We start from the raw sequence: 22,866 nt of genomic DNA on the forward strand, positions 1-22,866 counted from the left end.
CCCATGTACTTCATCGGAGTCGACCTCGCCTGGGGCGTGCGCAGGCCGACCGGCCTGGCCGTCCTGGACGAGGACGGCCGCCTCGTCCACGTCTCGGCCGCCACGACCGACGACGAGATCGTCGCAGCCCTGGAGCCGTACGTCGCCGACGACTGCCTGGTCGCGATCGATGCTCCCCTGATCGTCACCAACCCCACCGGGAACCGGCCGGCCGAGGCAGCGCTCAACAAGGACTTCGCCCGCTTCGACGCGGGCGCGCACCCCACCAACACCAGCAAGCCCGAGTTCAGCGAGCAGCCTCGAGGCGCCCGGATCGCGGCGCGGCTCGGGCTCGACATGAACCCGCGGTCGGGCCGCCGGCGGCGGGCGATCGAGGTCTATCCCCACCCCGCGACGGTGGCCCTCTTCCGCCTGGGCCGGACGCTGAAGTACAAGCACAAGTCGGGGCGTGACATCGACCAGCTCCGCGCCGAGCTGGTCGTGCTGCTCGGCCTGCTCGAGGGTCTCACCAGCGCCGACCCGCCGCTGCTGCTCGACGACCCGTCCTGGCTCGCCCTCCGGACCGCCGCCGAGAGTGCCGTACGCAAGAGCGAGCTGCGCGCGGTCGAGGACCAGGTCGACGCCGTGCTGTGCGCGTACATCGGTCTGTTCGCGACCCGCGCACCGGAGCGCACCACCACCTACGGGGACTTCGCCACCGGCTACATCGTCACGCCGACGCTGCCCGACGACCTCCGCCCGACACCCCGCGGGCGAGCCGGGGCGAAGATCCACGACACCGCGTCCGCGGTCCGTGAGTACGCCGCGATCCAGCCGACGCTGCAGGAAGCAGCCGACCAGTACGTAGAGCTGGTGACCTCGATCCTCGATGATGCGGGCATCAACTACCTGACCGTGACCTCCCGCGCGAAGTCGGTCGCGTCGTTCGCGGCCAAGGCGGCTCGGACCGTCGACGGACGGCAGGTCTTCACCGACCCGCTGCGCCAGATCACCGACCAGATCGGGCTCCGGGTGATCACCTACGTCCGCAGCGACGTCCAGGCCGTCGCCGACCTCCTCGACGATCAGGTGGTGGTCCTCGACGACCGTGACATGGGTGAGGAGACCGCGAGCGAGGGCCGGTTCGGGTACGCCAGCCGCCACCTGCTGGTCAGCCTCGACGCCGCGCGCGAGGGCCAGGAGGCGTACGCGCTGTTGCGGGGCCGCCAGGCGCAGATCCAGATCCGCACCGTGCTGCAGCACGCCTGGGCCGAGTTCGAGCACGACATCCGCTACAAGGGCACCATCCCCAGCGAGCACGTACCCGACTTCGACCGACGGTTCACGCTCGCCGCCGGGCTGCTCGAGCTCGCCGACCGCGAGTTCTCCACGATCAGGGATCGGCTCCGGGAGGGCGTACCCGCGGCCAGCACCGAGGCTCTCGACGACGACCCGCGGATCAGTCCCCGTGAGCTGGCAGCGTTCCTGGCCGGGCAGTACGCCGACGCCGGCTGGTCGCGAACCGACCACTACGGATGGATCTCCGGCGTCATCCTCGAGCTTGGCATCACCTCGCTGACCGAGCTCGGCGAGGCGTTGCGCTCGGTCGACGAGGAGACCCTCATGGCGCGGATGGACTACCGCTATCCGCCGGGCGCGGTGCGGCGGCTCGACGACGCCCTGCTCTGGGTCTACGGCGACACCTACGTCGGGCTGCGTGCCAACGCGCACCGGGCGCCCGGCCTGCGGGCCAGGCTCGCCAAGATGCGCGACTCCGACTGAGCAGGTCGTTCGGGCGGCTCGCTGATGTCCGGTCGCGGGCCTGACCTCGTGTAACACGCTGTTCGTAGGACTATCCGGTCGTTCTGATAGGGCGAGTAGTCCTACGAACAGCGTGTTACCCCGAAATCCGATCCGGGGGCGGGCGCGAACTCCCGCTATGAGACACCTGGATCGCCATACCCTCGCCCATGCCGCCGCCGGTGTGCTCGCCGGAGTGGCCGGGATGTCGGCCGCGCACCTCACCGCTGCGCTGCTCACGCCGGCCTCGTCCCCCGCGCTCGCGGTCAGCACCGCGGTCATCGACGCGACGCCAACCCCTGTCAAGGAGTGGGCGGTGCGCGAGCTCGGCACCGCTGACAAGCCGATCCTGATCGGCAGCGTGCTGCTGGTCACGATCGGGTTCGCCGCCGTGATCGGCGTGGTGGCCCGCAGACGTCTGAGACTCGGCGTCGGGCTGATGGCGGGCCTGGTCCTGCTCGCCGGAGCCGCCGTGGTCCGCCAGCCGCTGTTCAAGATCACCGATCTCGTACCCACGTTGGTGGCGCTCGCCCTCGGGCCCATCGTGCTGGTGGTCCTGACCCGCGCATTGAACGCCGACCAGACCCCCGAGCACACCCCCGAGCACCCCACCGTGCATCCCACGGACGCCGACAGCGAGGGACTGTCCACCCGACGCAGCGTCCTGATCGGCGCTGGAGCCCTCGCCCTGCTCTCCGCCGCGGCCGCGACCGGCGGGCAGCTGATCGTGCGCGGCCGTACGGCGCTCGCCGACATCATGCTGCCGCGGGTCCGCGACCCGTTGCCAGCGCTCCCGGCAGGGCTGGAGGAGACCCACCAGGGGATCTCCCGGTTCGTCACCCGCAACCGTGACTTCTACCGGGTCGACACCAAGCTGGCCGTCCCGATCGTCGACCAGAACAGCTGGTCGCTGACCATCGACGGCGACGTCGAGCGCGAGCTCACCTTCAGCTACGACGACCTGCGCGAACGGGAGAACGTCGAGCACGACATCACCCTGACCTGCGTCTCCAACGAGGTCGGCGGCAAGCTCGTCGGCGCGGCGCGCTGGATCGGCGTACCTCTCCAGGACCTGCTCGAGGAGGCCGGCGTCGGCAAGAACGCCGACCAGATCCTCTCGACCGACGTCGAGGGTTTCACGATCAGCACCCCGCTCGCGGCCGCGATGGACGGCCGCAACGCGATGGTCGCCCTCGGCATGAACGGCGAGGTCCTCCCCCGCACCCACGGCTTCCCGGCCAGGCTGGTGGTGCCCGGCCTCTACGGGTACGTCGGTGCGACCAAGTGGGTCACGAAGCTCACCCTGACCCGCTATGACGAAGCGACGGCCTACTGGACCGACCGCGACTGGGCCATCGATGCCCCGATCAAGCTGTCCAGCCGGATCGACACGCCCCGCCCGCTGAGCAACATCCCCGCCGGCCGCACCGTGATCGGCGGCGTCGCCTGGGCCCAGCACCATGGCGTCGACCGGATCGACGTACGCATCGACGGCGGCCGCTGGCAGCCGGCCGACCTCGGCCCGGACGCCGGGATCGACTACTGGCGCCAGTGGTTCCTGCCCTGGGACGCCCAGCCCGGGAGCCATCAGCTGGCGGTGCGGGTCACCGATCGCGACGGCAACGTGCAGAGCACCGACCGGGCCACCCCGTTCCCGGACGGATCGAGCGGCATCCAGGAAATCGTCGTCACCGTCACCGAATGAAAAAAGACGAAATCCGAACCGGCCACCGTGCCGAAGCCCTCATGACAGCAAGAGACCAACCCTCGAAAGGCTCTCCCAATGAAGCTCAACACGATCACCCGCACCGGCAGCGTCGCCGCGTCCATGGCGCTCCTGCTGGGTCTCGGTCTCTCGGCATGTGGCTCGGAGGACACCGCGTCCGGAAGCGAAGGCGGGTCCAGCACCTCCGAGTCGTCCGAGGCCGCGCCTGAGGAGGACATGGAGGCAGGTGCCCAGACCTTCGGCGAGGGCTGCAAGCTGATCCCCGCCGACGGCGCCGGCTCGTTCAACGGCATGTCGACCGCTCCGGTCGCCTCCGCGGCGAGCGCCAACCCGCTGCTCAAGACGCTGGTCTCGGCCGTCGGCCAGGCCGAGCTCGTCGACACCCTCAACAGCGCCGACGCGCTGACCGTCTTCGCCCCGACCGACGACGCCTTCGCGAAGATCCCGAAGGCCGACCTCGACGCCGTGCTGGCCGACAAGGAGACGCTGACCAAGGTCCTCACCCACCACGTGGTGGCCGGTCAGCTCGGCCCGGACGAGATCGCCGGTGAGCACGAGACCCTGGCCGGCGACATGATCACCGTCGAGGGCGAGGGCGAGGAGTTCACCGTGGGCAAGGAGAACGCCAAGGTTCTGTGCGGCAACATCCCGACCGCCAACGCCACGGTGTACGTCGTCGACACCGTCCTGATGCCCTGATCGGGACATCGGACCGGATATCCGCGAGGATCGACACATGAGACCGCTCAGCTCAGTCCCCTCCGGCGACTCGTCGCCGGAGGGGGCCGGGTCCCCGGGGCTCGCCGAGCTCCTCCGTCGCGTCGCCCGAGGCGACGAGGCCGCCTTCGCCAGCCTCTATGACGCGACCGCCGCCCGTGTGCACGGACTCGTGCTGCGGGTGGTGCGTGACCCGGCTCAGGCCGAGGAGGTCACCCAGGAGACGTACCTCCAGGTGTGGCGTACCGCCAGCCGGTACGACGAGAACCTGGGCAGCGCCCATTCGTGGCTGCTGACGCTGGCCCATCGTCGTGCCGTCGACCGGGTCCGATCCGCGGAGTCCGCCGGCCGCAACGACACGGCCTACCACGGCACCACCCAGACCCCGCCCCATGACACGACGGCCGAGGCCGTGGAGACCTCCTTGGAGGCTCACCGCGTCCACGCCGCCCTCGAGACGCTGACAGCAGTTCAGCGCGAAGCCCTGCAGCTGGCGTACTTCGGTGGTTACACCCACACTGAGGTCGCCGCCATGCTGGACCTGCCGATAGGCACTGCAAAGACCCGTATCCGGGACGGATTGATCCGGTTGCGCGACGCGATGGGAGTGAGCCGATGACCGCGCACGACATTCACGCCCTCTCCGGCGCCTACGCCGTCAACGCTCTCGATGACATCGAGCGCGCCCGGTTCGAGGAGCATCTCGCCGTATGCGCCGACTGCCGCGATGAGGTGGCCAGCCTGCGCGACAGCGCCTGGATGCTCGGCGGCCTGACCGACACCGCTCCTCCTCCGGAGCTGCGCGACCGCCTGCTCGCCGGGATCAAGGAGATCCGGCCGCTTCCGCCCGAGACCGCGCCGAAGCACAGGGCGAACGAGGTTCCCGAGACCTCGGACGCATCGTCCGGCCGTCGCCGGTTCGGGTGGCGTACGTTCGCCGCCGCGGCCGCGGTGCTGGCCGTCGTCGGCACCGGCACGGTCGCCGCCGTCGAGCTGATCCGCGACGACGACTCCAGCCAGACCATGACGACCGCGCAGCGGGTGCTGAGTGCGAAGGACGCCACGACCGTGGCCGTCGACCTTCCCGGCGACGCCCGGGCCCGGGTGGTCCGCTCGGTCTCGGAGAACAGGGCGGTGCTGGTCACCTCCGACATGCCGGCCGCGCCCGACGGCAAGGTCTACGAGCTCTGGCTCCAGCACGACGACGTCATGGTCCCCGCCGGCCTGATGCCCGCCGGCAGCGACCAGACCGTCGTCCTCGAGGGTGACGCCGGGGACGCGAGCGCGGCCGGGATCACCGTCGAGCCGGAGGGCGGCTCGGACGAGCCGACCTCGGCCCCGATCGCGCTGTTCGACTTCGCACAGGCCACCTGACCTGCGCGAACGGGAGGCCGGCCGGCTCAGGCGTAGGGGTCGAGGGAGACCCCGGCCGGCTTCCCGTTCGCCAGTGCGTTGCCGAAGCGCGCATCGGTGAGCTTGAAGGTGGCGGCGCCGAAGTCGGCCGCGACGAGGCGGTCGCGGATGCCCGCCGGGTAGTTGTCCCAACCGACCAGGCCCTTGACCTGCCACACGCCCTCGTGGTTCTCGGGCGGCTCGTCCCCGCCGCCGGTCTTGGGGAAGCGGAAGCAGTGGGTGCTGCCGCCGTCCTTGTGATAGACGGCCTTGGGGTGCGTACCGCCCTCGAACTGCAGCTCCGACTCGGGCTTGATCTGGTAGCCGGAGTGCTGGGAGACGGACATGTAGCGCGCGTGACCGTCCTGCACCCACACGATGATGTGCTCCCAGTCGTGCCGGTGGCCGGCCGAGCCCGGACCCCACGAGACCTGGTCCTTCTCGAAGTAGTAGCCGTAGAGGTACGCACACCAGCCGTTGTTGCACTTCGAGCGGGAGTAGACGTTGGTGCTCTGCAGGTCGGAGAGGTCGCGGCACTGGCCGTTGACCGTGCCGCCCATCGCCAGGCCGCCGTTGAGCGTGCCGTCCGGGCCGATCGCCGGGGTGCTGTAACAGCCGTCGGTGTCGAAGTCGAGCGCCGGCTGCCAGGTGCGGTCGCCCTCCGGGGCCGAGGCCGGCAGCGCCGGGGGCGGGGCTGCCCAGGCGGCCGCCGGAACGAGGGAGAGCAGTGCGGCGAGCGGAAGCGCGAGGGCGAGCTTGCGCGTGAGTCGTTTCCCGAGAGTCATGTGGGGTCCCTTGATCGTGGGGGGAAGGGGGTGCCTAGATGCAACCAGCGCCACGATCGCGCGGCAACCCCTTGCTTGTGAACGCACCGGTAACGCTGCTCGCCGGCCCTGGTTGGATGGACCGGTGGACGCAACGCAGTGGCAGGAACGGATCACCTCCGAGCTCGCCGGCCTCGGCCAGCAGGAGTTCGTGATCGTCAGCGAGCCCTCGCCGCCGGCGCCGGAGCAGACCGGCTTCCTGGCCCGGCTCAGGGCGAAGTCGTCACGGTCCGCCGCGCCGTCTCGCTGGGGTCAGGTGCTGTGCGTGGACGAGGTGCTCTACGCCGAGTTCGCGGGTACGCAGCACATCGGCGGCACCTGGGAGGCCTCCGCCGAGCAGCACGAGGCGCTTCGCTCGGCCGGCTGGCTGACCCCTGACGAGACCGACCCGATCGCCCCTGCTCCGGCCGTGGCGCACTACTGGCGCACCGTCCCCCGGTCCGAGGCGGCCCGCATCGCCGGGCTCCTCGTCGACGCCTTCCGCATCCTCGGCGCCGACTTCGCCGCCCTCACCCTCGAGCGGGATCGGTAGCCAGCGGCTCGGTCCGGCTGCAGAACAGGTGCTGCGCCTCGTGGGCGGCGTTGCCGTGCGCGAAGGTGAGCGCCCCCTCTCCCGCGTCCTGCGTCTGCAGCGCGGGCGGGATCGGCGAGGCGATGACGCCGAGGCAGAAACGTACGGCCACCGGGTCCTCGGGCAGCGTGATCTTCCCGTGGCCCAGGTCGTCGCCGAACGGCTGGTTGCGGGTCGCCGGAAGGTCGATGCCGGTCTCGACCGTCACCGTCTCGCCCGGGGCGAGCAGCTGACCGCCACCGGTGGGCGCGACGGCCAGGTTGATGCCCGGCGGCCACGGGAACGCCCGGTGGGAAAGCACGAGGACCGGTCCGTCCTCGCCGTTCTCGGCGGTGACATAGGGGGCGGTCGACAGCTTCGTCCCCGCCCCCGACGGCACCAGCGTACGGTCGGCGACGAAGACGTCCGTCGACTCGTTGTTGGTGACCGTGTAGGTCACCGTGACCGAGTCCGGGTCGACCGCTATGTCCGCCGAGAAGTCGACCGCCGGAGCGGCCGCCGACGGGCTCGGGTCCGGCGGCTCGCCTCCGTCCTCGAAACCGGGCACGGCCGACCCGCAACCGCTCAGCGCGGCCACGAGGGCGGCGATCATCGAGCACATCTGGAGCTTCCTCATCGGCTCAGTAGTGCGGCCTGTTCGGCATCAGTAGGCGCCGAGCTGCTGGCACAGCAGCCGGTAGAACGCGGTGTTGGTCAGCGGGGTGAGCCGGTCCTCCAGGGCGAGGTGGACACCGTCGGGACCGTTGATCCCGGCGAGCTGCCATGGGCCGACCGTGATCGCCCAGGCGGTGCGCGCGCCGAGTTCTGCGAGGACCACGTCTCGAGCTTCCTGATCCTCGCCCAGGAGCTCGGCCATCCGGGCCGTCGGGAACGGGCGGATCGACCCGGCCGCGCCCTTGACCGGGCGGATCTTCAGCGTGCGCACCAGGCTCGGGACGAGGTGACCGCGCGGGGCGTCGAGAGGCTGCGTACGGGTGCCGTCGACACCGAGCTCGAGGTGGATGCCCGACGGGCCGACCGCGGCACGGTGCTCGAGGCGTCCCCCGGGGCCGGCGAGGACCCAGACGACCTCCGTCGCCGCGGCGCTCATGCCGGGCTCCAGGTCGAGGCAGCGGCGTCGATCTGGGCAGCCCAGGTCGCATAGTCGCTGGTCAGCACGGTAGCGGTCAGGGTGTGGCCGACTCCGTCGATCGCCACGAACCACTGTTCCATGGTCAGCGCGGAGCCGCCGGGCCCGTCATACATCGCCAGCCGCCGCCCCGCCTCCTGCCCGGCGATCGTGAGGCGCTCGAGGTCGATCGGCGTGTAGCCCGGCATCATCTCGGTGAACGCCATCTCGGAGCCGACCTGCCAGTCGCGAAACCCCAGGTCGCCGTTGGTCTGGGCGGTCACCGTGAGGTTGGAGCGGAAGGTCCCGCTCTCCGGCGCGAGCGCCAGGAAGCGTACGCCCGCGGGTGGCTCGACACTCTCCCAGCCTGCCGGGAGGGTCAGGGTCGTCCGGTGGTCAGACAAGGTCACTTCTTTCCCGCGGTGCGCTTCTTCTTCGGGCGCGACTCGCGATACCACTTCGGCTTGATGAACGGCGGGGTGGGCACGATGACCAGCAGCGGGTAGACGAGGCAGGTGAGCAGGAAGAGCCCACCGATGATCGTCCATGCCGCGGTCTGCTCCGGCACCAGCCCGAACGCGGTCGAGCCGGTGATGGCCAGCGCGGAGATGCAGGGCAGATGGATGAGCACGACGTCCTCGCCCACACCGCCCCGGTTCCACGCGGTCGCCCAGGAACGGGCACGAGCGGAGAGCCCGAGATGTTGCCAGAAGCTGACCCCGGCGCCGATGACGCCGGCGGCGAGGATGAGTGCGGCCCAGATCATTGCGGTCCTAGTCCCAGAAGGTGATGGCGTCGCCGACATCGGAGGCTACCTCGCCGGCGCCCTCCGCGAAGTCGCTGACCCCGTCGACCACGGCCTCACCGAGCTCGCCCGCTTCGTCGACCACGAAGTCGGCCGCCTTGCCGGCCAGCCCTGAGCCGATCGCCCCACCGATCACACCGCCCACGACACCGCCGATGACCGTGCCAGGGCCGGGGAAGATGCTGCCGATCGCGGCACCGGCCTGAGCGCCGGCCCAGGCCCCGCCCGCGGCGCCCGCGGTCGTGATCGCGGAGGTGCTCACCGTCCGGCTCACCCGCTCCGTCGTCGACAGCGACGGGTCATCGGCGTCCTTCTGCCACTGCTCCCACGCCGAGGTGCCGGCCGTAACCACCCAGCCGGCCCGGGTCGCCCACTTGCCCGCGGTCAGCCACTTGCCGCGTACGGCTGCCTGGTTGGCCTTCGCGTGCCAGTTCTTGTCGTTGAGCACCTTCGCGGCGCGCTCCAGCTTCGTCAGGCTCGACGGGCTGGCGAACCGGCCGTTCACCCGCGGCTGGAACGTGCCGTAACGACTCTTCACCATCCAGTCGACGCCGGCGCCGGCTCCCAGACCGGCCAGCCCCAGGGCGTACGCACCGATCTGCATGCCGTCGGAGAAGTCCTTCGGCAGCAGGCCCAGGTCTTCCAGGCGGTCCTCGATCCAGCCGTCGCCGGTCGACTTCGAGATCGCCTTGCCGAGGTCCTCGTGGGCGTTGTCCTCGTCCTTGCGAGCCGTCTCGACCCGGCTGACCAGGTCGTTCCACTTCTCGACCTTGGTGTTGTGGGCGTTGACGTCGCCTTCGGAGGCGTCATCGCCCGGCTCTGTCGGCGGCGAGATCATGGTGCCGCTGACCGCTAGTCCCGCCCCACTCGCCTCGGTGCGGATCGTCGACATCTTGGTCTCGACCGCCTTCAGGTCACCCGAGAAGGTCGAGAGGCCCTTGCCCATGGCCTCGATGCGCGACTCGAGCTGACGCAGGTCGCTCTTGCGCCTCTCCGCCTTCGACTCGAAGGCGGCGCCGGCCTGGCCCTTCCACGAGCCGGCGGTCTTGATCGCTTTGCCGAGGTCGGCGAGAGCCTCACCGACCTCGTCCTTGGCGGTCGTACACGCGTCCGCCGCAGTCTGCGCCTCCGACGCGTCGCCGTAGACCTTCGTGTCCATCGCCTCCGGCATCAGTTGCCCTTCACCCTCTGCTCGTGGCGCCGGCCCGCGTCGCCGGTCGCATCATCGGTCGTGGTCGCATGGTCGAGAGCGTTCTGTACGCCGTCGCTGAGTTTCCCGAGGCCTTCCGCCATCCCTCCGACGGCCGCCGCCAGCGATGCCAGCGCGGTCGCGACCTCGGAGGACGACTCGCCCACGTCAGGCGTCTTCTGCAACGGCTTGGCCTGCTTGAAGAGGTCTCCACCGGCGGTGTCGAGGGTGCTCTTGATGGACCTGAGATCGTCGGGATTGACGTGCATGTCGTCGTCACTCATGCCTTCGTCCTACCCGCTTTCGCCCATTTCAAACATGCCGCACGTAAAAAGCCCTATACGGCCGCCGCGGCCGGGCTCCGCACGTCCTGCTCGCCCTCGACGATCTTGCGGGAGAGCACGGCGAGCGCCTCATCGAGCTTGGCGTCGTCGGCGCCCCAGTCGGAGAGCTCGGTGACCAGCCACTGCTTGAACGCCGCGACCAGCTTGCCGAGCTCCTCCCTCCCCGCCTCCGTCAGTGCGTACGCCGTCTCGTCGCCGTAGAGGTAGCCCTCCGCCGCCGCGGTGGCGAACGCCGGCGCCAGCACCGCACCCGGCATCCCGAGGCGGTGGCCGATCGCGACCAGCGAGGTCTCACCGCCGACCCACTCGCGAATGCCGATCTGGCGTACGCACCACGCGGTCGCGGCGTCGAGGTCGACCGCCGACTCCCGGATCATGGTGAAGGTCTCCGGCGGCTGGCGGCGGACGAGCTGGGCGACGGCGGTGTCGAGGCGCATGGCGCTATCGGAGGAGTTGGGCATGGCGAAGCCGTCGCCCGGGTCGGTCGCGGCCGCCCTCGAGGTGTCACGCAGGGGCACTTCCTTGAGGAGGAGCGCGACCAGGAACGCGAGCCCGGCGACGGGGACCGCGGCGAGGAAGACGACGTGCAGCGTCTCCGCGTAGGCGGTGATGATCGGCGCGCTCTGGGCCTCGGGCAGCGCGTGCAGGAGGGCTGGTGTCGCGACCTGGTCCGGGGAGACACCGGCCGTGGCGAGCGCGGCGGGGAGCCGGTCGGCGAGCCCGTTGGCGTAGACGGTGCCCATGATCGAGGCGCCGAACGAGCTGCCCATCGTCCGGAAGAAGGTCACGCCCGAAGTCGCGACGCCGAGATCCTCGTAGGCCGCGGTGTTCTGCACGATGATCGTCAGGATCTGCATGCTCAGGCCGACGCCCATGCCCATGATCAGCAGGAACAGCGACATCATGAGGGTGCTGGTGTCGGCATCCATGGTCGAGAGCAGATAGAGCCCCAGCGCCATGATCAGTGCACCGGCGACAGGGAAGATCTTGTAGCGGCCCGTCCGGCCCACGATCGAACCCGCCACCGTCGACGTGACCAGCAGACCGACGACCATCGGCAGGGTGCGGATCCCGGACGACGTCGCGGAGACGCCGTGGACGTACTGCATGTAGGTCGGCAGGTAAGTCATCGCGCCGAGCATCGCGAAGCCGACGATGAACGAGAGCACGACGCTGACGGTGAACACCCGGTCCCGGAACAGCCGCAGGGGCAGGATCGGAGAGACCGCCCGCGACTCCACCCAGACGAATATCGCGAAGGCGATCGCCGAGCCGATGAACAGACCGATGATGGTCGCCGATCCCCAGGCGTACTCGGTCCCGCCCCAGCTGACGGCCAGCGTCAACATCGAGGCGCCGAGGCCGACGAAGAGGATGCCGAGGTAGTCGATCGAGGGTCGCTTGCCGCGGGCGATCTGCGGCAGCGTCAGGCTGGCGATCGCGATCACTGCGATGCCGAGCGGCAGGTTGATGTAGAACGCCCAACGCCAGGAGAGGTGGTCGGTGAAGAGACCACCGAGGAGCGGCCCGAGGACGGTGGTGGCACCGAAGACCGCCCCGAGGGCGCCCTGGTACTTCCCGCGATCGCGCAGCGGGATGATGTCGCCGATCAGCGCCGTCGCGGTCACCATCAGGCCACCGGCACCGATGCCCTGCACGGCTCTCGCGCCGATCAACCAGGCCATGTCGGTCGCGAACCCGCACGCGGCCGAGGCGAGGATGAAGAGCCCGGCGGAGACCTGCAGCATCAGCTTGCGTCCGAAGAGATCACCGAACTTGCCGGCGAGCACGGTCGCGACCGTCTCGGCCAGAAGGTAGGACGACACCACCCACGACAGGTGGCCGGCACCTCCGACGTCGGCCACGATCGTCGGCAGCGCGGTCGACACGATCGTCTGGTCGAGCGCCGCGAGCAGCATGCCGAGGAGCACGGTGCCGAAGATGAGATTGATCCGGCGCCGGCTCAGCTGAGGCTCGGCCTCCGACGTCGCCTGCGGTGCTGCCATTGCGACCCCCACGGTCTCGACTGGAATCAAACTAAGCCAAACTCCAGGCCGGAGCGAGAGACCTCGCGGAGTGTCAGGCGACCTCCTCGTGGTGATCGGCCAGGTCGCGGATGAGGCTCGCGGCCGGCTCATGGACGAATTCTGCGAACCCGCCGAGCGCGGCGAGACCCTCGAGCGGCACGCCCGCGCCGAGCGCCGTGATCGTCTCCGGTCGCACCAGCCAGGCAGCCAGGCATGCGGGATAGTCGGCCGGATGGTTGAACAGCTCGTCCAGCTCGTCCAGCTCCTCGTCATCGGGATTCCTGAACGCGTGCAGACCCGCGTCCATGGCGAGATTGACCAGTCCGTACGGAACGTCGGTGAGCAAGCCGTAGTCGCGCAGCCCGCGGTGGGGCCAGATCTCTCCCGGCTCGCGACCGGGCGTCCCGGTCCTGTCACGCAGCGCGTCGATCCACTGCTCCGGCTCATCCGCGACGGCGTACGCCACTTCCTCAGGCACCCGCAGCGGGGCCGTCTCGAACATCAGACCCTCGTCGATCGGCACGATCCGGCCGATCACGCACGCCCCGTCGTCGACGACGAGACCGGCACCGATGTTGATCGTTGTCACCTGCTCCCCGGTCCTCGGATCCTCCCAGACCAGGTGGCGTGGCGTGCGCCCCCGCAGCCGCACGCCACGCATCGGCGCCCGCACCCACTCCCAGATCCGGTCGGCGCCGGCGATGAGGTCGCCCGAAGCGTTGTGGCGCAGGAACGCCTCGAGCCCGCCGAGCTCGTAGAGGAAGGTCTGGCGATAGACCCAGTCACGATCCAGGATCTGGATCCGTTCGTCCTCCCGGTCACGTCCGGGATCGGGGCCGCCACGAACGTCCAGGGCGACACGGATCGCCTTCGACATCCGCCACTGGTTGCGCGCATGGGTCCCCTGCATCGCCTGCGCAAGGATCCATCGCGAGTGCGCCCACCTCGGCATCAGCGCCTCGAGCAGCCGCAGCTGCTCCAACCGCTCGACACGCGACGGATGCCAGAACTGCTCCTTGGCGAGCTGGGCGCTGGTCGTGTGAATGATCTCCAGGGCCGACTTCACGTCCCCGCGAGCCTCGGCATCGTTCACCGCGAACATCGCCGGCCAATAGGGACTGTCGACGACCTTCTCGACGAACGACCGCCGCCGCGGATCCCCGGACCTGTTCGGTGGACGAGGTGACTTCTCACGCTTCTTTCGTTTGGGCATGGCCCCAGCAGACCCCGGATCCATAGGCCCCGCCAGCGCCTATCACCGGCATGTGGATAACCCCGTCCCGAAGCTCGCCTGTGGACAGTGATCGGCCCGGCGTTCAGGCAAGAGCGAGAAAGAGCTTCTCCATCTTCTTGGTGTCGACACTGTCGCGACCACCCTCGGCGAGGCACTTCTCCAGCCCGGTGGCGACCAGCGCATAGCCACCTCGGCTGACCGCCTTGTTGACCGCCGCGAGCTGGGTCAGCGCGTCCTCGCACTCCGAGCCCTCCTCGAGCATCCGGATCACGGACGCGAGGTGTCCGTTGGCCCGCTTGAGTCGGGTGATGACGGCCTTGATCTCGTCAGGCTCGAGCTGCATCAGAGTCCTTCTTCTTTCCTCGGGTGCCGCCAGTGCGCCGGAAAGCCACTGGCATCCCGGCGATTCTATAACCCCCCGGGGGGTTATGCTACCGTCGCCAACGTAACCCCCCGGGGGGTTACGTCGACCGGCGACCGAAGGGAGCCACCCATGACCACCACAACCGACCAGGCCTCACCCCACGGCAAGAGCGTCCTGCGCGACCTCGGGCCACTCCACCAGGAGCTGCGCCGCGCCATCCCCGACGTCTACGCGGGCTGGGGCGGGCTCTCCAAGGCGGCCTTCGCCGACGGCGCTCTCGACCGCAAGACCAAGGAGCTGATCGCCTTCGCGATCGGCGTGGTCGAAGGCTGCGACGGCTGCATCGCCTCCCACGGACAGGCCGCTGCTCGCGCCGGGGCGAGCCCCCAGGAGGCAGCCGAGGCCATCGGCGTCACCTTCCTCATGCACGGCGGCCCCGCCACCATCCACGGCGCGCGAGCCTTCGACGCGTTCTGCGAGTTCGTCGACGCCCTCGACGCCGGCGAACCTCCCGCCTGATCATGGACCAGATCCACAGAAGCAGGAACCGAACAATGTGTCGCCCCGTCCGCTGCAAGAAATGCAAGAAGACCACGTGGGCCGGCTGCGGCCGCCACGTCGCCACCGTCAAGGCCTCCGTACCCACCGGCCAGTGGTGCCCCGGCCACTCCGCCGACCCCAAGGACCCGAACGGCAACTGGCTGAGCCGCATCCTCGGCCCCTGACTGTCGGCGGTCGCACCTATCGTGCACAGCGACCACCACTTCGTCCGACGCCGTCGACGTCGACAGGACCCAGGAGGGCTCGTGACCGCGCTCGTCGATCCGGAGCTCGCCACGCGCGACCTGCAAGCGCGGAGAGCCTGGGTCGCGCGCGAGCTGGAACTGCAGGACGGCGTGGCCAGCCGAGCACAGCTCACCTTCGGCGGCTACACCCCGAACGACATCCGTCGCGCGATCAGACGCCGCGAGATGCAGCCCGTTCATCGCGGTGTCTACGTCACCCACACCGGTCCCCTCACCTGGTCTCAGCGTGCCTGGGCGGCGGTGCTCTACGCCGAACCCGCAGCGCTGTGCGGCCCATCCGTTCTGGAGCCGAAGCGCACCGATGAAGTCCACGCACCCATCCATGTGGCGATCGACCACGCCCGCCGCCTCGACCCACCGTCCGGCGTCGTCATCCACCGCGTGGTCGGTCTCTCCCGGCAGACCTTCGCCGCCGACCGCCCACCGCGGCTCAAGCTCGAGGACAACGCCCTCTTACAGGCCAGGTCCGCATCCTCGGAGATCGAAGTGATCGGCCTGCTCACCGACACCATCGGCCGCCGCGGAGTGACCACCCATGCCGTACGCACCGCGCTGAAGCGCCACCCACGACTCCCCCGCCGCGCCTTCATCAGCGACCTGCTCACCGACGTGGATGAAGGCACATGCTCGGTCCTCGAGCACGCCTACCTCACCCGAGTCGAGCGCGCCCACGGCCTCCCGACAGGCACCCGCCAGAGCCAAAGACTGACGCCGACCGGCAAGGAGTTCCGCGACGTCGAGTACGACGCGTACGACCTCGTCGTCGAGCTCGACGGCCGCCTCAACCACGAGTCATGGAGCGCCCAGGGTCGCGACGCCGACCGGGATCTCGACGACCTGGCCCTCGGCGGTCGGACCACCGCACGCCTCCGCTGGCACCAGATCTTCGGCACCTCATGTCGCACCGCAGCCAGGATCGCCCAGATCCTGAAAGCCAATGGCTGGACTGGTGCCCCATCCACTTGTGGCAAGCAGTGTGAACTCCCGACGTGGGAGTCCTGAGGTCACCCGGTGACACCGGAACTCCCACGTCACCCCTGGCCGGTACGACCGCCGCTGTGGATGTGCACGTGGAGGTGCTTGGAGTCCTGGTAGGCACCCAGGTTGGTGAGGACCGCCGCGGCGCCGTGCTCGAGCTCCACGTCCCTGGCCACTGCTTGGACGACACCGAACAGCTCACGTATGTCGGTCTCGTCCTCGGCACTCACGGTCGTCAACGAGCCGATGTGACGCTTGGGCACCACCACGATGTGGACCTCCCAGAACGGCCGCGTGTGGTGGAACGCGAGCACTTGTTCATCCTCGTGCACAACGTCCAGGCGGGCACGGTGTGGAATCGCGACATCGCAGTAGAAGTCGGACCCCGCGTACGGGGCGTCAGTGCCATCTGAGCTCATCCGGAAAACCTATGTTCCGCGCAACCTGGGAGTCCTGATGTCACCCGGTGACACCGGGACTCCCACGTCACCCCTGGTCGCGGCGCCCCACTGTGGATGTGGACGTGGAGGTGTGTATGGAGTGGCCAACACTGAAAACGAGCCGGTCCCGCACCCTCACTCGGGTGCGGGACCGGACTCAGTCACTCACGACTCAGCTGCAACCGGAGGTCGAGCCGCAGCCCTCGCAGACGTAGCAGGAGCCGGCGGGGCGCATCTTGGTGCCGCAGGTGAAGCAGAGCGGGCTGTCGATGGCCATGCCGCTGATCGACTCGAGCAGCTCGGTGGTGGTGTGAGCGGTCGCCTTGGGCGCCTCCTCGACGACCTCGGCCTCCTCCTCGATCTCGGCCTCGACCGGCTCGACGACAGGAGCGGCCTTCGGGGCCGGAGCCGGCTTCTGGACGAGCTCGGCGGCGGTGGTGCCGTTGCCGAGCTGCTCGTAGGAGCCGGTCTCGAGGTAGCGCTGGCGCTCGTCGGCGGAGTAGATGCCGAGAGCCGAGCGGTCCTCGAAGGACATGTAGTCCAGCGCCAGCCGGCGGAAGACGTAGTCCATGAGCGACTGCGCCATGCGTACGTCCGGGTCGTCGGTCAGACCGGCGGGCTCGAACTTCAGGTTGGTGAACTTGGAGACGTAGGTCTCCAGGGGCACGCCGTACTGAAGGCCGACGGAGACCGCGATGGAGAAGGCGTCCATGACACCGGCCAGGGTCGAGCCCTGCTTGCCGAGCTTGAGGAAGACCTCTCCGAGCTCGCCGTCGGCGTGGGCACCGGAGGTCATGTAGCCCTCGGCGCCACCGACGGTGAAGGAGGTGGTGCGCGAGACGCGGGACTTCGGCAGGCGCTTGCGGGTCGGCGCGTAGACGATCTTCTCGATGATCTTCTCGACGACCTCGGGCGCGACCTCGGCCTCAGCAGCAACCTCGGCGGCGACCGTGGAGAGACCCTGGTCCTTCTTGGCGTTCTCCGACTTGCCGTCGGCCAGAGGCTGACCGACCTTGCAGTTGTCGCGGTAGATCGCGGTGGCCTTCAGGCCCAGCTTCCACGACTCCATGTAGACCTGCTCGATCTCCTCGACCGTCGCGGTCTCGGGCAGGTTGACGGTCTTGGAGATAGCACCGGAGAGGAACGGCTGGGTGGCCGCCATCATGCGTACGTGGCCCATCGGCTGCAGCGCGCGCTTGCCCATCGCGGTGTCGAAGACCTCGTAGTGCTCCTGACGCAGACCGGGGGCGTCGATGACGTGGCCGTGCTCGCCGATGTAGGCGACGATCGCCTCGATCTGCTCGGGCTGGTAGCCCATCTTCTTCAGCGCACGCGGGATCACCTGGTTGACGATCTGCATCGAGCCGCCGCCGACGAGCTTCTTGAACTTGACCAGCGAGAAGTCGGGCTCGATGCCGGTGGTGTCGCAGTCCATCATGAAGCCGATGGTGCCGGTCGGCGCGAGCAGCGAGGCCTGCGCGTTGCGGAAGCCGTTGACCTTGCCGAGCTCGACGACGTCGGACCACACGCGGGTCGCCGCGTCGATGATGTTGCGGTCGACCGGGTTGATCGAGCGGACCGCGTCGTTGGCGGCCTGGTGCTTGCGCATGACCCGCTGGTGGGCCTCGGCGTTGCGGGCGTAACCGGCGTACGGCCCGACGACGGCGGCCAGCTCGGCCGAGCGCTTGTAGCCGGCACCGGTCATCAGCGAGGTGATGGCGGCGGCCATCGTGCGGCCACCCTCGGAGTCGTAGCCCAGACCCATCGCCATCAGCAGCGCGCCGAGGTTGGCGTAGCCGATGCCGAGCTGGCGGTAGTCGCGGGTGGTCTCGCCGATCGCCTCGGTCGGGAAGTCGGCGAAGCAGATGGAGATGTCCATCGCGGTGAAGACGACCTCGCAGGCCTGCTGGAAGCGCACGGCGTCGAAGGTGTCGTCGTCCTTGAGGAACTTCAGCAGGTTCAGCGACGCCAGGTTGCAGGAGGAGTTGTCCAGCGACATGTACTCCGAGCACGGGTTGGAGCCGGTGATCCGGCCCGTCTCCGGGTTGGTGTGCCAGTCGTTGATCGTGTCGTCGTACTGCAGACCCGGGTCGGCACACTCCCACGCAGCGATCGAGATCTTGCGGAACAGCTCGCGGGCGTCGATCTCCTCGATGATCTCACCGGTGGTACGCGCCCGGAGGCCGAACTTCTTGCCCTCCTCGACAGCGCGCATGAACTCGTCGGAGACGCGCACGGAGTTGTTGGCGTTCTGGTACTGCACGGACGAGATGTCCTTGCCGCCCAGGTCCATGTCGAAGCCGGCGTCGCGCAGCGCGCGGATCTTGTCCTCCTCGCGCGCCTTGGTCTCGACGAACTCCTCGATGTCGGGGTGGTCGACGTCGAGCACGACCATCTTCGCCGCGCGGCGGGTGGCGCCACCGGACTTGATGGTGCCCGCGGACGCGTCGGCGCCGCGCATGAAGGAGACCGGACCGGAGGCGGTGCCGCCGGAGGACTTCAGCAGCTCCTTGGAGGAGCGGATGCGGGAGAGGTTGAGACCGGCACCGGAGCCGCCCTTGAAGATCAGGCCCTCCTCCTTGTACCAGTTCAGGATCGAGTCCATGGAGTCGTCGACCGAGAGGATGAAGCAGGCCGAGACCTGCTGGGGGGACTCGGTGCCGACGTTGAACCAGACCGGCGAGTTGAAGGCGAAGTGCTGGTTGACCAGCAGCCAGGTGAGCTCGCGACCGAAGAGGTCCGCGTCGGCCTCGGAGGCGAAGTAGTCGTTCTCCTTGCCGGAGGCGACGTAGGTGTTCACGACCCGGTCGATCAGCTGCTTCAGGCTCTGCTCACGCTTGTCGGTGCCGATGGCGCCGCGGAAGTACTTCGTCGTCACGATCGTCGAGGCGTTGATCGACCAGAAGTCGGGGAACTCGACTCCGGTCTGCTCGAAGACGGTCTCGCCGGTCTTCCAGTTCTTCTGGACGACGTCGCGCCGCTCCCAGGTGATCTCGTCGTAGGGGTGGACGCCCTCGGTGCTGAAGATCCGCTCGATCTTCAGCCCGGCGCCTGCCTTCGCCGATGCCTGTGCCTCTGCTGCCGTGTCTGTCATTTCGTTCCCCCTGTTGTCATCGATCGCTGTGCCGTACTGCTGGTCGGTGCTGATGGTGGAGTCCTTGCTCTGTTCTATCTGTTTCGCTGGATGGCCCGGACAGGTCGCTTCCCCACGGCCTGCCCGGGCCGGTCTGTGCCATCCCTATTTCATGGCCGTGGGACCTAGTCGGTGCCCACCGGGGCCTCGACCGGATGTTCTGCCTCGAAGTCTTGGACTTCCCGTTCCGTACGCAGCATCTGGATCTCACGCTCGAAGTCGTCCGCCGAGCCGAAGGCCCGGTAGACGCTCGCGAAGCGCAGGTAGGCCACCTCGTCGAGCTCGCGCAGGGGCGCGAGGATCGCCAGCCCCACCTCGTTGCTGGGAACCTCGGCGAGCCCCTGGCTGCGCAGCGCCTGCTCGACCTCCTGGCCGAGGCAGGCGAGCTGGTCCTCGGTGACCGGCCGGCCCTTGCACGCCTTGCGTACGCCGTGCACCGCCTTGTCGCGACTGAACGGCTCCGCTGCGCCGGAGCGCTTGGCCACCATCAGCTGCATCTGCTCGACGGTCGTGAACCGCTTCCCACACTCCTGGCAGACCCGGCGGCGCCGGATCTGGCCACCGTCCTCGGCCACGCGGGAGTCGAGCACCTTGGTGTCGCTGTGTCGGCAGAACGGACAGTGCACGGTCGAGCCCCTCTCGTGAGACCTGTGGATCCAGGCCGTCTCAACGGCGGCCCGAGCCTGTGGAACCTGTGGATATGAGCGTGAGTCCCTGTGGAACAACACCCCCATCGCTGTGGGCCATCCGCCTGTTCATGTGAACTAGATGTGGATAACTACAGCGGTGTAACTACTAGATGTAGTGGTAACCGTACGCCCGCCCCCACGACGATGCAAGCGAGCGGCGCGTTTACCCGCGCGCCCGGCGTGTCGCCGGTCAAACACCGAAAGATTCCGGTTCAGCGGCGCCGGACTGGCCTGGATGAGTAAGAATGGCCCCCGTGACAAACATCTCCGGAGGAAATCGCGTCGGGTCGCGGAGAGGCACGCGCCCCAGAAGCGGTCCCCGGCCACCTTTCATCTTGCCTGCGATCGCGACACTGGCCTTCCTCGTCATCTGGGGAGTGCTCGTGTGGGTCGCCGTCGGTTTCGGGGCCGACGCACGGGGAGGCGATTCCGGCGCCTGGGCGAAGCTCGCCGTCGCGGCGGTCGTTGCAGTCGCCTGTCTCTTCTTGACCTTCACCTTCGCCGGGAAGGCCTGGCGGGCCTTCTCCGGCTCCCCGACCACGCCACCCGCCGACGACTACACCGGAAGCCACTCCAACGCCTACGTCGAGGAGCAGGACTACTCGGACACGACCTACTCCGACCAGCAGCTCTACACGGAGCAGGCCTACCCGGAGCAGGACTACTACGGCGCCGGTTCCTACGGCTACGACGACACCGGCTCCTACGGCCGGCACAGCTCCGACACCGGGAGCCAGTCGCCCTACGGCGACACCGGGAACCCGTCCTACACCGACACCGGATCGCAGTCGCCCTACGGCTATCCCGGCAGCGATCAGGGCTACGGCAACACCGGCAGCCGGGCCGCCTACAGCACGTCGTCCTACCTGCCGCCGACCAGCCCTCCACCTTCCCCGCAGCCCTACTACTCGAGCCCGCCGACACCGACGTCGACGCCACAGAGCACTTCGGGGTACGGCTCGCAGGGGTACGGCACGGACAGCTACCCCGCCCAGCAGGGTGGCTCGCCGCAGTATCAGTCCGGTGCCTACCAGACCCCGACCGGCTACGGTCAGACGGGCTCGAGGGCCCGACTGACCCAGGACCCCGCCGCGACCCAGGCGATGCCCACCCAGCGGCAGCCCCAGGATTCCCCGGTCGAGCCGGACGACGAGTGGCCGCCGCGGCACGGCACCCGCAACAAGCAGTGGCCGCCGGCCGAGCCGGACCGCCCCTACCGCGGGCGCCACTGACGAGACAGCGAGAGTGCTGCAGACGCTTCCCATCGTCTGCAGCACTCTCACTTTTCCCGGTTGCCGGCCGCCGGGGTCGAAGGAGCAGCCGGACATCTGTGGGGCGCCCTACGGCGCGGTCGGGATGATCAGGGTCTGACCGGACATGAGCATCGAGGACTCGAGACTGTTGAGCTCCTTGATCGTCTGCTCCATCTCCCGAATCGAGGCGTCGGTCCCGGCGACGGCCTTCGAGGAGATGTCCCAGAGCGTGTCGCCATCGCCGACGACCATCGTGTGGGCGGCGGGGGCGGGGCCACGAAATCCGGCATCAGCGTCCGCACCGTTCTCCACCGCGAAGGCCACCCGGGCTCCGATCAGTGCGATCCCGAAGAGCACGACGAGCGCGAATGCGAACACGACGACGCGGCCGCGGCGAGTGAGCCGCACGGTCGAGCGACGCACCTCCCGCACCGGACGGGGCGGCTCGGCTACGGGCAGCACATAGACTGTTGCACTCATCTCACGGCCTCCTGATCACAAGTCTCTCGATCACGTGTTCGATCGAGCACATGTTCGAAGGTAGATCACGTGTTCGAACAACGCAAGTAGCGACGCCCAGAATTTTCGAACGCCGACACGCGCCACCCATGAGATCGAACAAATGTTTGATGTCGTGGTGCCAGAGGGACTAATGTGGTGACATGACCACGCAGAAGACAGGCACCGGATCAGGCGGTTCGAAGAAGAGCCGCGTCCGCGAGCTGCCCGACGGGCCGCCGGACGCGACCGGGCTCACGCCGCGTCAGCAGCGCATCCTCGCTCACCTGCGCGACAGCATCGAGCAGCGCGGCTACCCGCCCAGCATGCGCGAGATCGGTGCTGCGGTCGGGTTGACCAGCACCAGCAGCGTCGCCCACCAGCTCCGGGCGCTGGAGCAGCGTGGTCTGATCCGCAAGGACCCGAAGCGACCGCGCGCCCTCGAGGTCTTTCTCCCCGAGGTGATGGCCCACCGCAAGGCCATGTCCGGCGAGGAGCCCGAGACGACGTTCGCGGCCGAGGCCGTTGTCAACCCCAACCCCGACGCCGCCATGGTCCCCCTGGTCGGGCGGATCGCGGCCGGTGGCCCGATCCTGGCCGAGGAGACCTCGAGCCAGCAGAGCGTCGAGGACGTCTTCCCGCTGCCCAAGCAGCTGGTCGGCAACGGCGACCTCTTCCTGCTCTCGGTCTCCGGTGACTCGATGGTCGACGCGGCCATCTGCGACGGCGACTTCGTGGTCGTGCGCCAGCAGCCGACCGCCGAGAACGGCGAGATCGTGGCCGCGCTGATCGACGGCGAGGCCACGGTCAAGACGCTCTCCCGCAAGGACGGCAAGGTCTGGCTGCTGCCGCACAACGCTGCGTACGAGCCGATCGACGGCACCCACGCGACGATCCTCGGCAAGGTGACCGCGGTCCTGCGCAGCCTCTGAGCCCGCCCCGGGGACCAGCCCGGAAACACTGCGTGAACTCAGCCGCCGGCCCATGAC

At 68.9% G+C, this 22,866-nt stretch carries 25 protein-coding genes; 11 read left to right on the plus strand and 14 right to left on the minus strand.

Translation table 11 applies throughout. The annotated features are described in order from the left end of the window. Positions 1-3: 3 nt before the first annotated feature. From ACFU7D_RS02325 to ACFU7D_RS02345, 5 genes are all read left to right on the plus strand, one after another. Complete coding sequence (locus ACFU7D_RS02325; RefSeq protein ID WP_378862801.1) at positions 4-1,761, plus strand: DUF429 domain-containing protein; 1,758 nt, start codon at positions 4-6, stop codon at positions 1,759-1,761. Positions 1,762-1,918: 157 nt separating this feature from the next. After that, entirely contained in the window at positions 1,919-3,484 is a 1,566-nt protein-coding gene (locus tag ACFU7D_RS02330) for a molybdopterin-dependent oxidoreductase (protein WP_378862804.1), read from the plus strand. A 78-nt stretch (positions 3,485-3,562) separates the two neighbouring features. Continuing rightward, positions 3,563-4,204 carry a fasciclin domain-containing protein gene (locus ACFU7D_RS02335; protein ID WP_378726173.1) on the plus strand — a complete coding sequence of 214 codons (642 nt, stop codon included), beginning with the start codon at positions 3,563-3,565 and terminating at the stop codon, positions 4,202-4,204. Positions 4,205-4,241: 37 nt separating this feature from the next. Further along, a complete protein-coding gene (gene sigK / locus ACFU7D_RS02340) occupies positions 4,242-4,841 on the plus strand; it encodes an ECF RNA polymerase sigma factor SigK (RefSeq protein ID WP_378726171.1) in 600 nt (199 codons plus the stop codon). Continuing rightward, complete coding sequence (locus ACFU7D_RS02345; protein ID WP_378862807.1) at positions 4,838-5,596, plus strand: anti-sigma factor domain-containing protein; 759 nt, start codon at positions 4,838-4,840, stop codon at positions 5,594-5,596. Before sigK ends, ACFU7D_RS02345 begins: the two co-directional genes overlap by 4 nt. 26 nt (positions 5,597-5,622) lie before the next feature. Here the strand turns inward: ACFU7D_RS02345 and ACFU7D_RS02350 are convergent, their stop codons facing one another. Next, a complete protein-coding gene (locus ACFU7D_RS02350) occupies positions 5,623-6,399 on the minus strand; it encodes an NPP1 family protein (protein ID WP_378862810.1) in 777 nt (258 codons plus the stop codon). A 124-nt stretch (positions 6,400-6,523) separates the two neighbouring features. Here ACFU7D_RS02350 and ACFU7D_RS02355 point away from each other — a divergent pair, with 124 nt between their 5' ends. Further along, positions 6,524-6,970, plus strand: a complete 447-nt coding sequence (locus ACFU7D_RS02355) for a hypothetical protein (protein WP_378862813.1) — start codon at positions 6,524-6,526, stop codon at positions 6,968-6,970. On the opposite strand, the gene ACFU7D_RS02360 is transcribed toward ACFU7D_RS02355, so the two are convergent. From ACFU7D_RS02360 to ACFU7D_RS02400, 9 genes are all read right to left on the minus strand, one after another. Further along, complete coding sequence (locus ACFU7D_RS02360; protein ID WP_378862816.1) at positions 6,948-7,625, minus strand: hypothetical protein; 678 nt, start codon at positions 7,623-7,625, stop codon at positions 6,948-6,950. The genes ACFU7D_RS02355 and ACFU7D_RS02360 overlap by 23 nt on opposite strands. A 27-nt stretch (positions 7,626-7,652) precedes the next feature. After that, positions 7,653-8,099 carry a hypothetical protein gene (locus ACFU7D_RS02365; RefSeq protein ID WP_378862819.1) on the minus strand — a complete coding sequence of 149 codons (447 nt, stop codon included), beginning with the start codon at positions 8,097-8,099 and terminating at the stop codon, positions 7,653-7,655. Further along, a complete protein-coding gene (locus ACFU7D_RS02370) occupies positions 8,096-8,521 on the minus strand; it encodes a hypothetical protein (protein ID WP_378726159.1) in 426 nt (141 codons plus the stop codon). Before ACFU7D_RS02370 ends, ACFU7D_RS02365 begins: the two co-directional genes overlap by 4 nt. Positions 8,522-8,523: 2 nt before the next feature. Beyond that, positions 8,524-8,883 (minus strand): hypothetical protein, encoded by a 360-nt coding sequence (locus ACFU7D_RS02375; protein ID WP_378862822.1) that lies wholly within the window; start codon positions 8,881-8,883, stop codon positions 8,524-8,526. A gap of 7 nt (positions 8,884-8,890) precedes the next feature. Then, the gene (locus ACFU7D_RS02380) at positions 8,891-10,093 is read right to left on the minus strand and encodes a WXG100 family type VII secretion target (RefSeq protein ID WP_378726155.1); all 1,203 of its coding nucleotides are present in this window, start codon (positions 10,091-10,093) and stop codon (positions 8,891-8,893) included. After that, entirely contained in the window at positions 10,093-10,395 is a 303-nt protein-coding gene (locus ACFU7D_RS02385) for a hypothetical protein (RefSeq protein ID WP_378726152.1), read from the minus strand. Before ACFU7D_RS02385 ends, ACFU7D_RS02380 begins: the two co-directional genes overlap by 1 nt. A 53-nt stretch (positions 10,396-10,448) precedes the next feature. Next, the gene (locus ACFU7D_RS02390; RefSeq protein ID WP_378862825.1) at positions 10,449-12,461 is read right to left on the minus strand and encodes an MDR family MFS transporter; all 2,013 of its coding nucleotides are present in this window, start codon (positions 12,459-12,461) and stop codon (positions 10,449-10,451) included. 73 nt (positions 12,462-12,534) lie between these two features. Next, a complete protein-coding gene (locus ACFU7D_RS02395; RefSeq protein ID WP_378862828.1) occupies positions 12,535-13,584 on the minus strand; it encodes a hypothetical protein in 1,050 nt (349 codons plus the stop codon). A 214-nt stretch (positions 13,585-13,798) separates the two neighbouring features. Further along, entirely contained in the window at positions 13,799-14,059 is a 261-nt protein-coding gene (locus ACFU7D_RS02400; RefSeq protein ID WP_141802705.1) for a metal-sensitive transcriptional regulator, read from the minus strand. 150 nt (positions 14,060-14,209) lie between these two features. Between ACFU7D_RS02400 and ACFU7D_RS02405 the strand changes: the two genes are divergently transcribed. From ACFU7D_RS02405 to ACFU7D_RS02415, 3 genes are all read left to right on the plus strand, one after another. Continuing rightward, on the plus strand, positions 14,210-14,599 hold the full coding sequence (locus tag ACFU7D_RS02405) for a carboxymuconolactone decarboxylase family protein (protein WP_378862831.1): 390 nt from the start codon (positions 14,210-14,212) through the stop codon (positions 14,597-14,599). Positions 14,600-14,634: 35 nt separating this feature from the next. Continuing rightward, positions 14,635-14,805, plus strand: coding sequence for a hypothetical protein (locus ACFU7D_RS02410; RefSeq protein WP_378862834.1), 171 nt, complete (start codon positions 14,635-14,637; stop codon positions 14,803-14,805). 81 nt (positions 14,806-14,886) lie between these two features. Beyond that, positions 14,887-15,888 (plus strand): hypothetical protein, encoded by a 1,002-nt coding sequence (locus ACFU7D_RS02415; RefSeq protein ID WP_378862837.1) that lies wholly within the window; start codon positions 14,887-14,889, stop codon positions 15,886-15,888. A 29-nt stretch (positions 15,889-15,917) separates the two neighbouring features. Here ACFU7D_RS02415 and ACFU7D_RS02420 read toward each other — a convergent pair whose 3' ends face one another. The 3 genes from ACFU7D_RS02420 to nrdR form a co-directional block, all read right to left on the minus strand. Then, positions 15,918-16,178 carry an HIT domain-containing protein gene (locus tag ACFU7D_RS02420; protein ID WP_378862840.1) on the minus strand — a complete coding sequence of 87 codons (261 nt, stop codon included), beginning with the start codon at positions 16,176-16,178 and terminating at the stop codon, positions 15,918-15,920. A 298-nt stretch (positions 16,179-16,476) separates the two neighbouring features. After that, entirely contained in the window at positions 16,477-19,398 is a 2,922-nt protein-coding gene (locus ACFU7D_RS02425; protein ID WP_378726137.1) for a vitamin B12-dependent ribonucleotide reductase, read from the minus strand. Between the two features lie 164 nt (positions 19,399-19,562). Continuing rightward, positions 19,563-20,063, minus strand: a complete 501-nt coding sequence (nrdR, locus tag ACFU7D_RS02430) for a transcriptional regulator NrdR (RefSeq protein WP_357337606.1) — start codon at positions 20,061-20,063, stop codon at positions 19,563-19,565. Between the two features lie 398 nt (positions 20,064-20,461). Between nrdR and ACFU7D_RS02435 the strand changes: the two genes are divergently transcribed. Beyond that, positions 20,462-21,358 (plus strand): hypothetical protein, encoded by an 897-nt coding sequence (locus ACFU7D_RS02435; protein WP_378862844.1) that lies wholly within the window; start codon positions 20,462-20,464, stop codon positions 21,356-21,358. A 108-nt stretch (positions 21,359-21,466) separates the two neighbouring features. On the opposite strand, the gene ACFU7D_RS02440 is transcribed toward ACFU7D_RS02435, so the two are convergent. Next, positions 21,467-21,859 (minus strand): LysM peptidoglycan-binding domain-containing protein, encoded by a 393-nt coding sequence (locus ACFU7D_RS02440; RefSeq protein WP_378726132.1) that lies wholly within the window; start codon positions 21,857-21,859, stop codon positions 21,467-21,469. Positions 21,860-22,041: 182 nt separating this feature from the next. Here ACFU7D_RS02440 and lexA point away from each other — a divergent pair, with 182 nt between their 5' ends. After that, on the plus strand, positions 22,042-22,809 hold the full coding sequence (gene lexA, locus ACFU7D_RS02445) for a transcriptional repressor LexA (RefSeq protein ID WP_378862847.1): 768 nt from the start codon (positions 22,042-22,044) through the stop codon (positions 22,807-22,809). The last annotated feature ends 57 nt before the right edge of the window (positions 22,810-22,866 follow it).

This window comes from Nocardioides sp. NPDC057577, assembly GCF_042801335.1.
In the GTDB taxonomy this organism is placed as follows: domain Bacteria; phylum Actinomycetota; class Actinomycetes; order Propionibacteriales; family Nocardioidaceae; genus Nocardioides.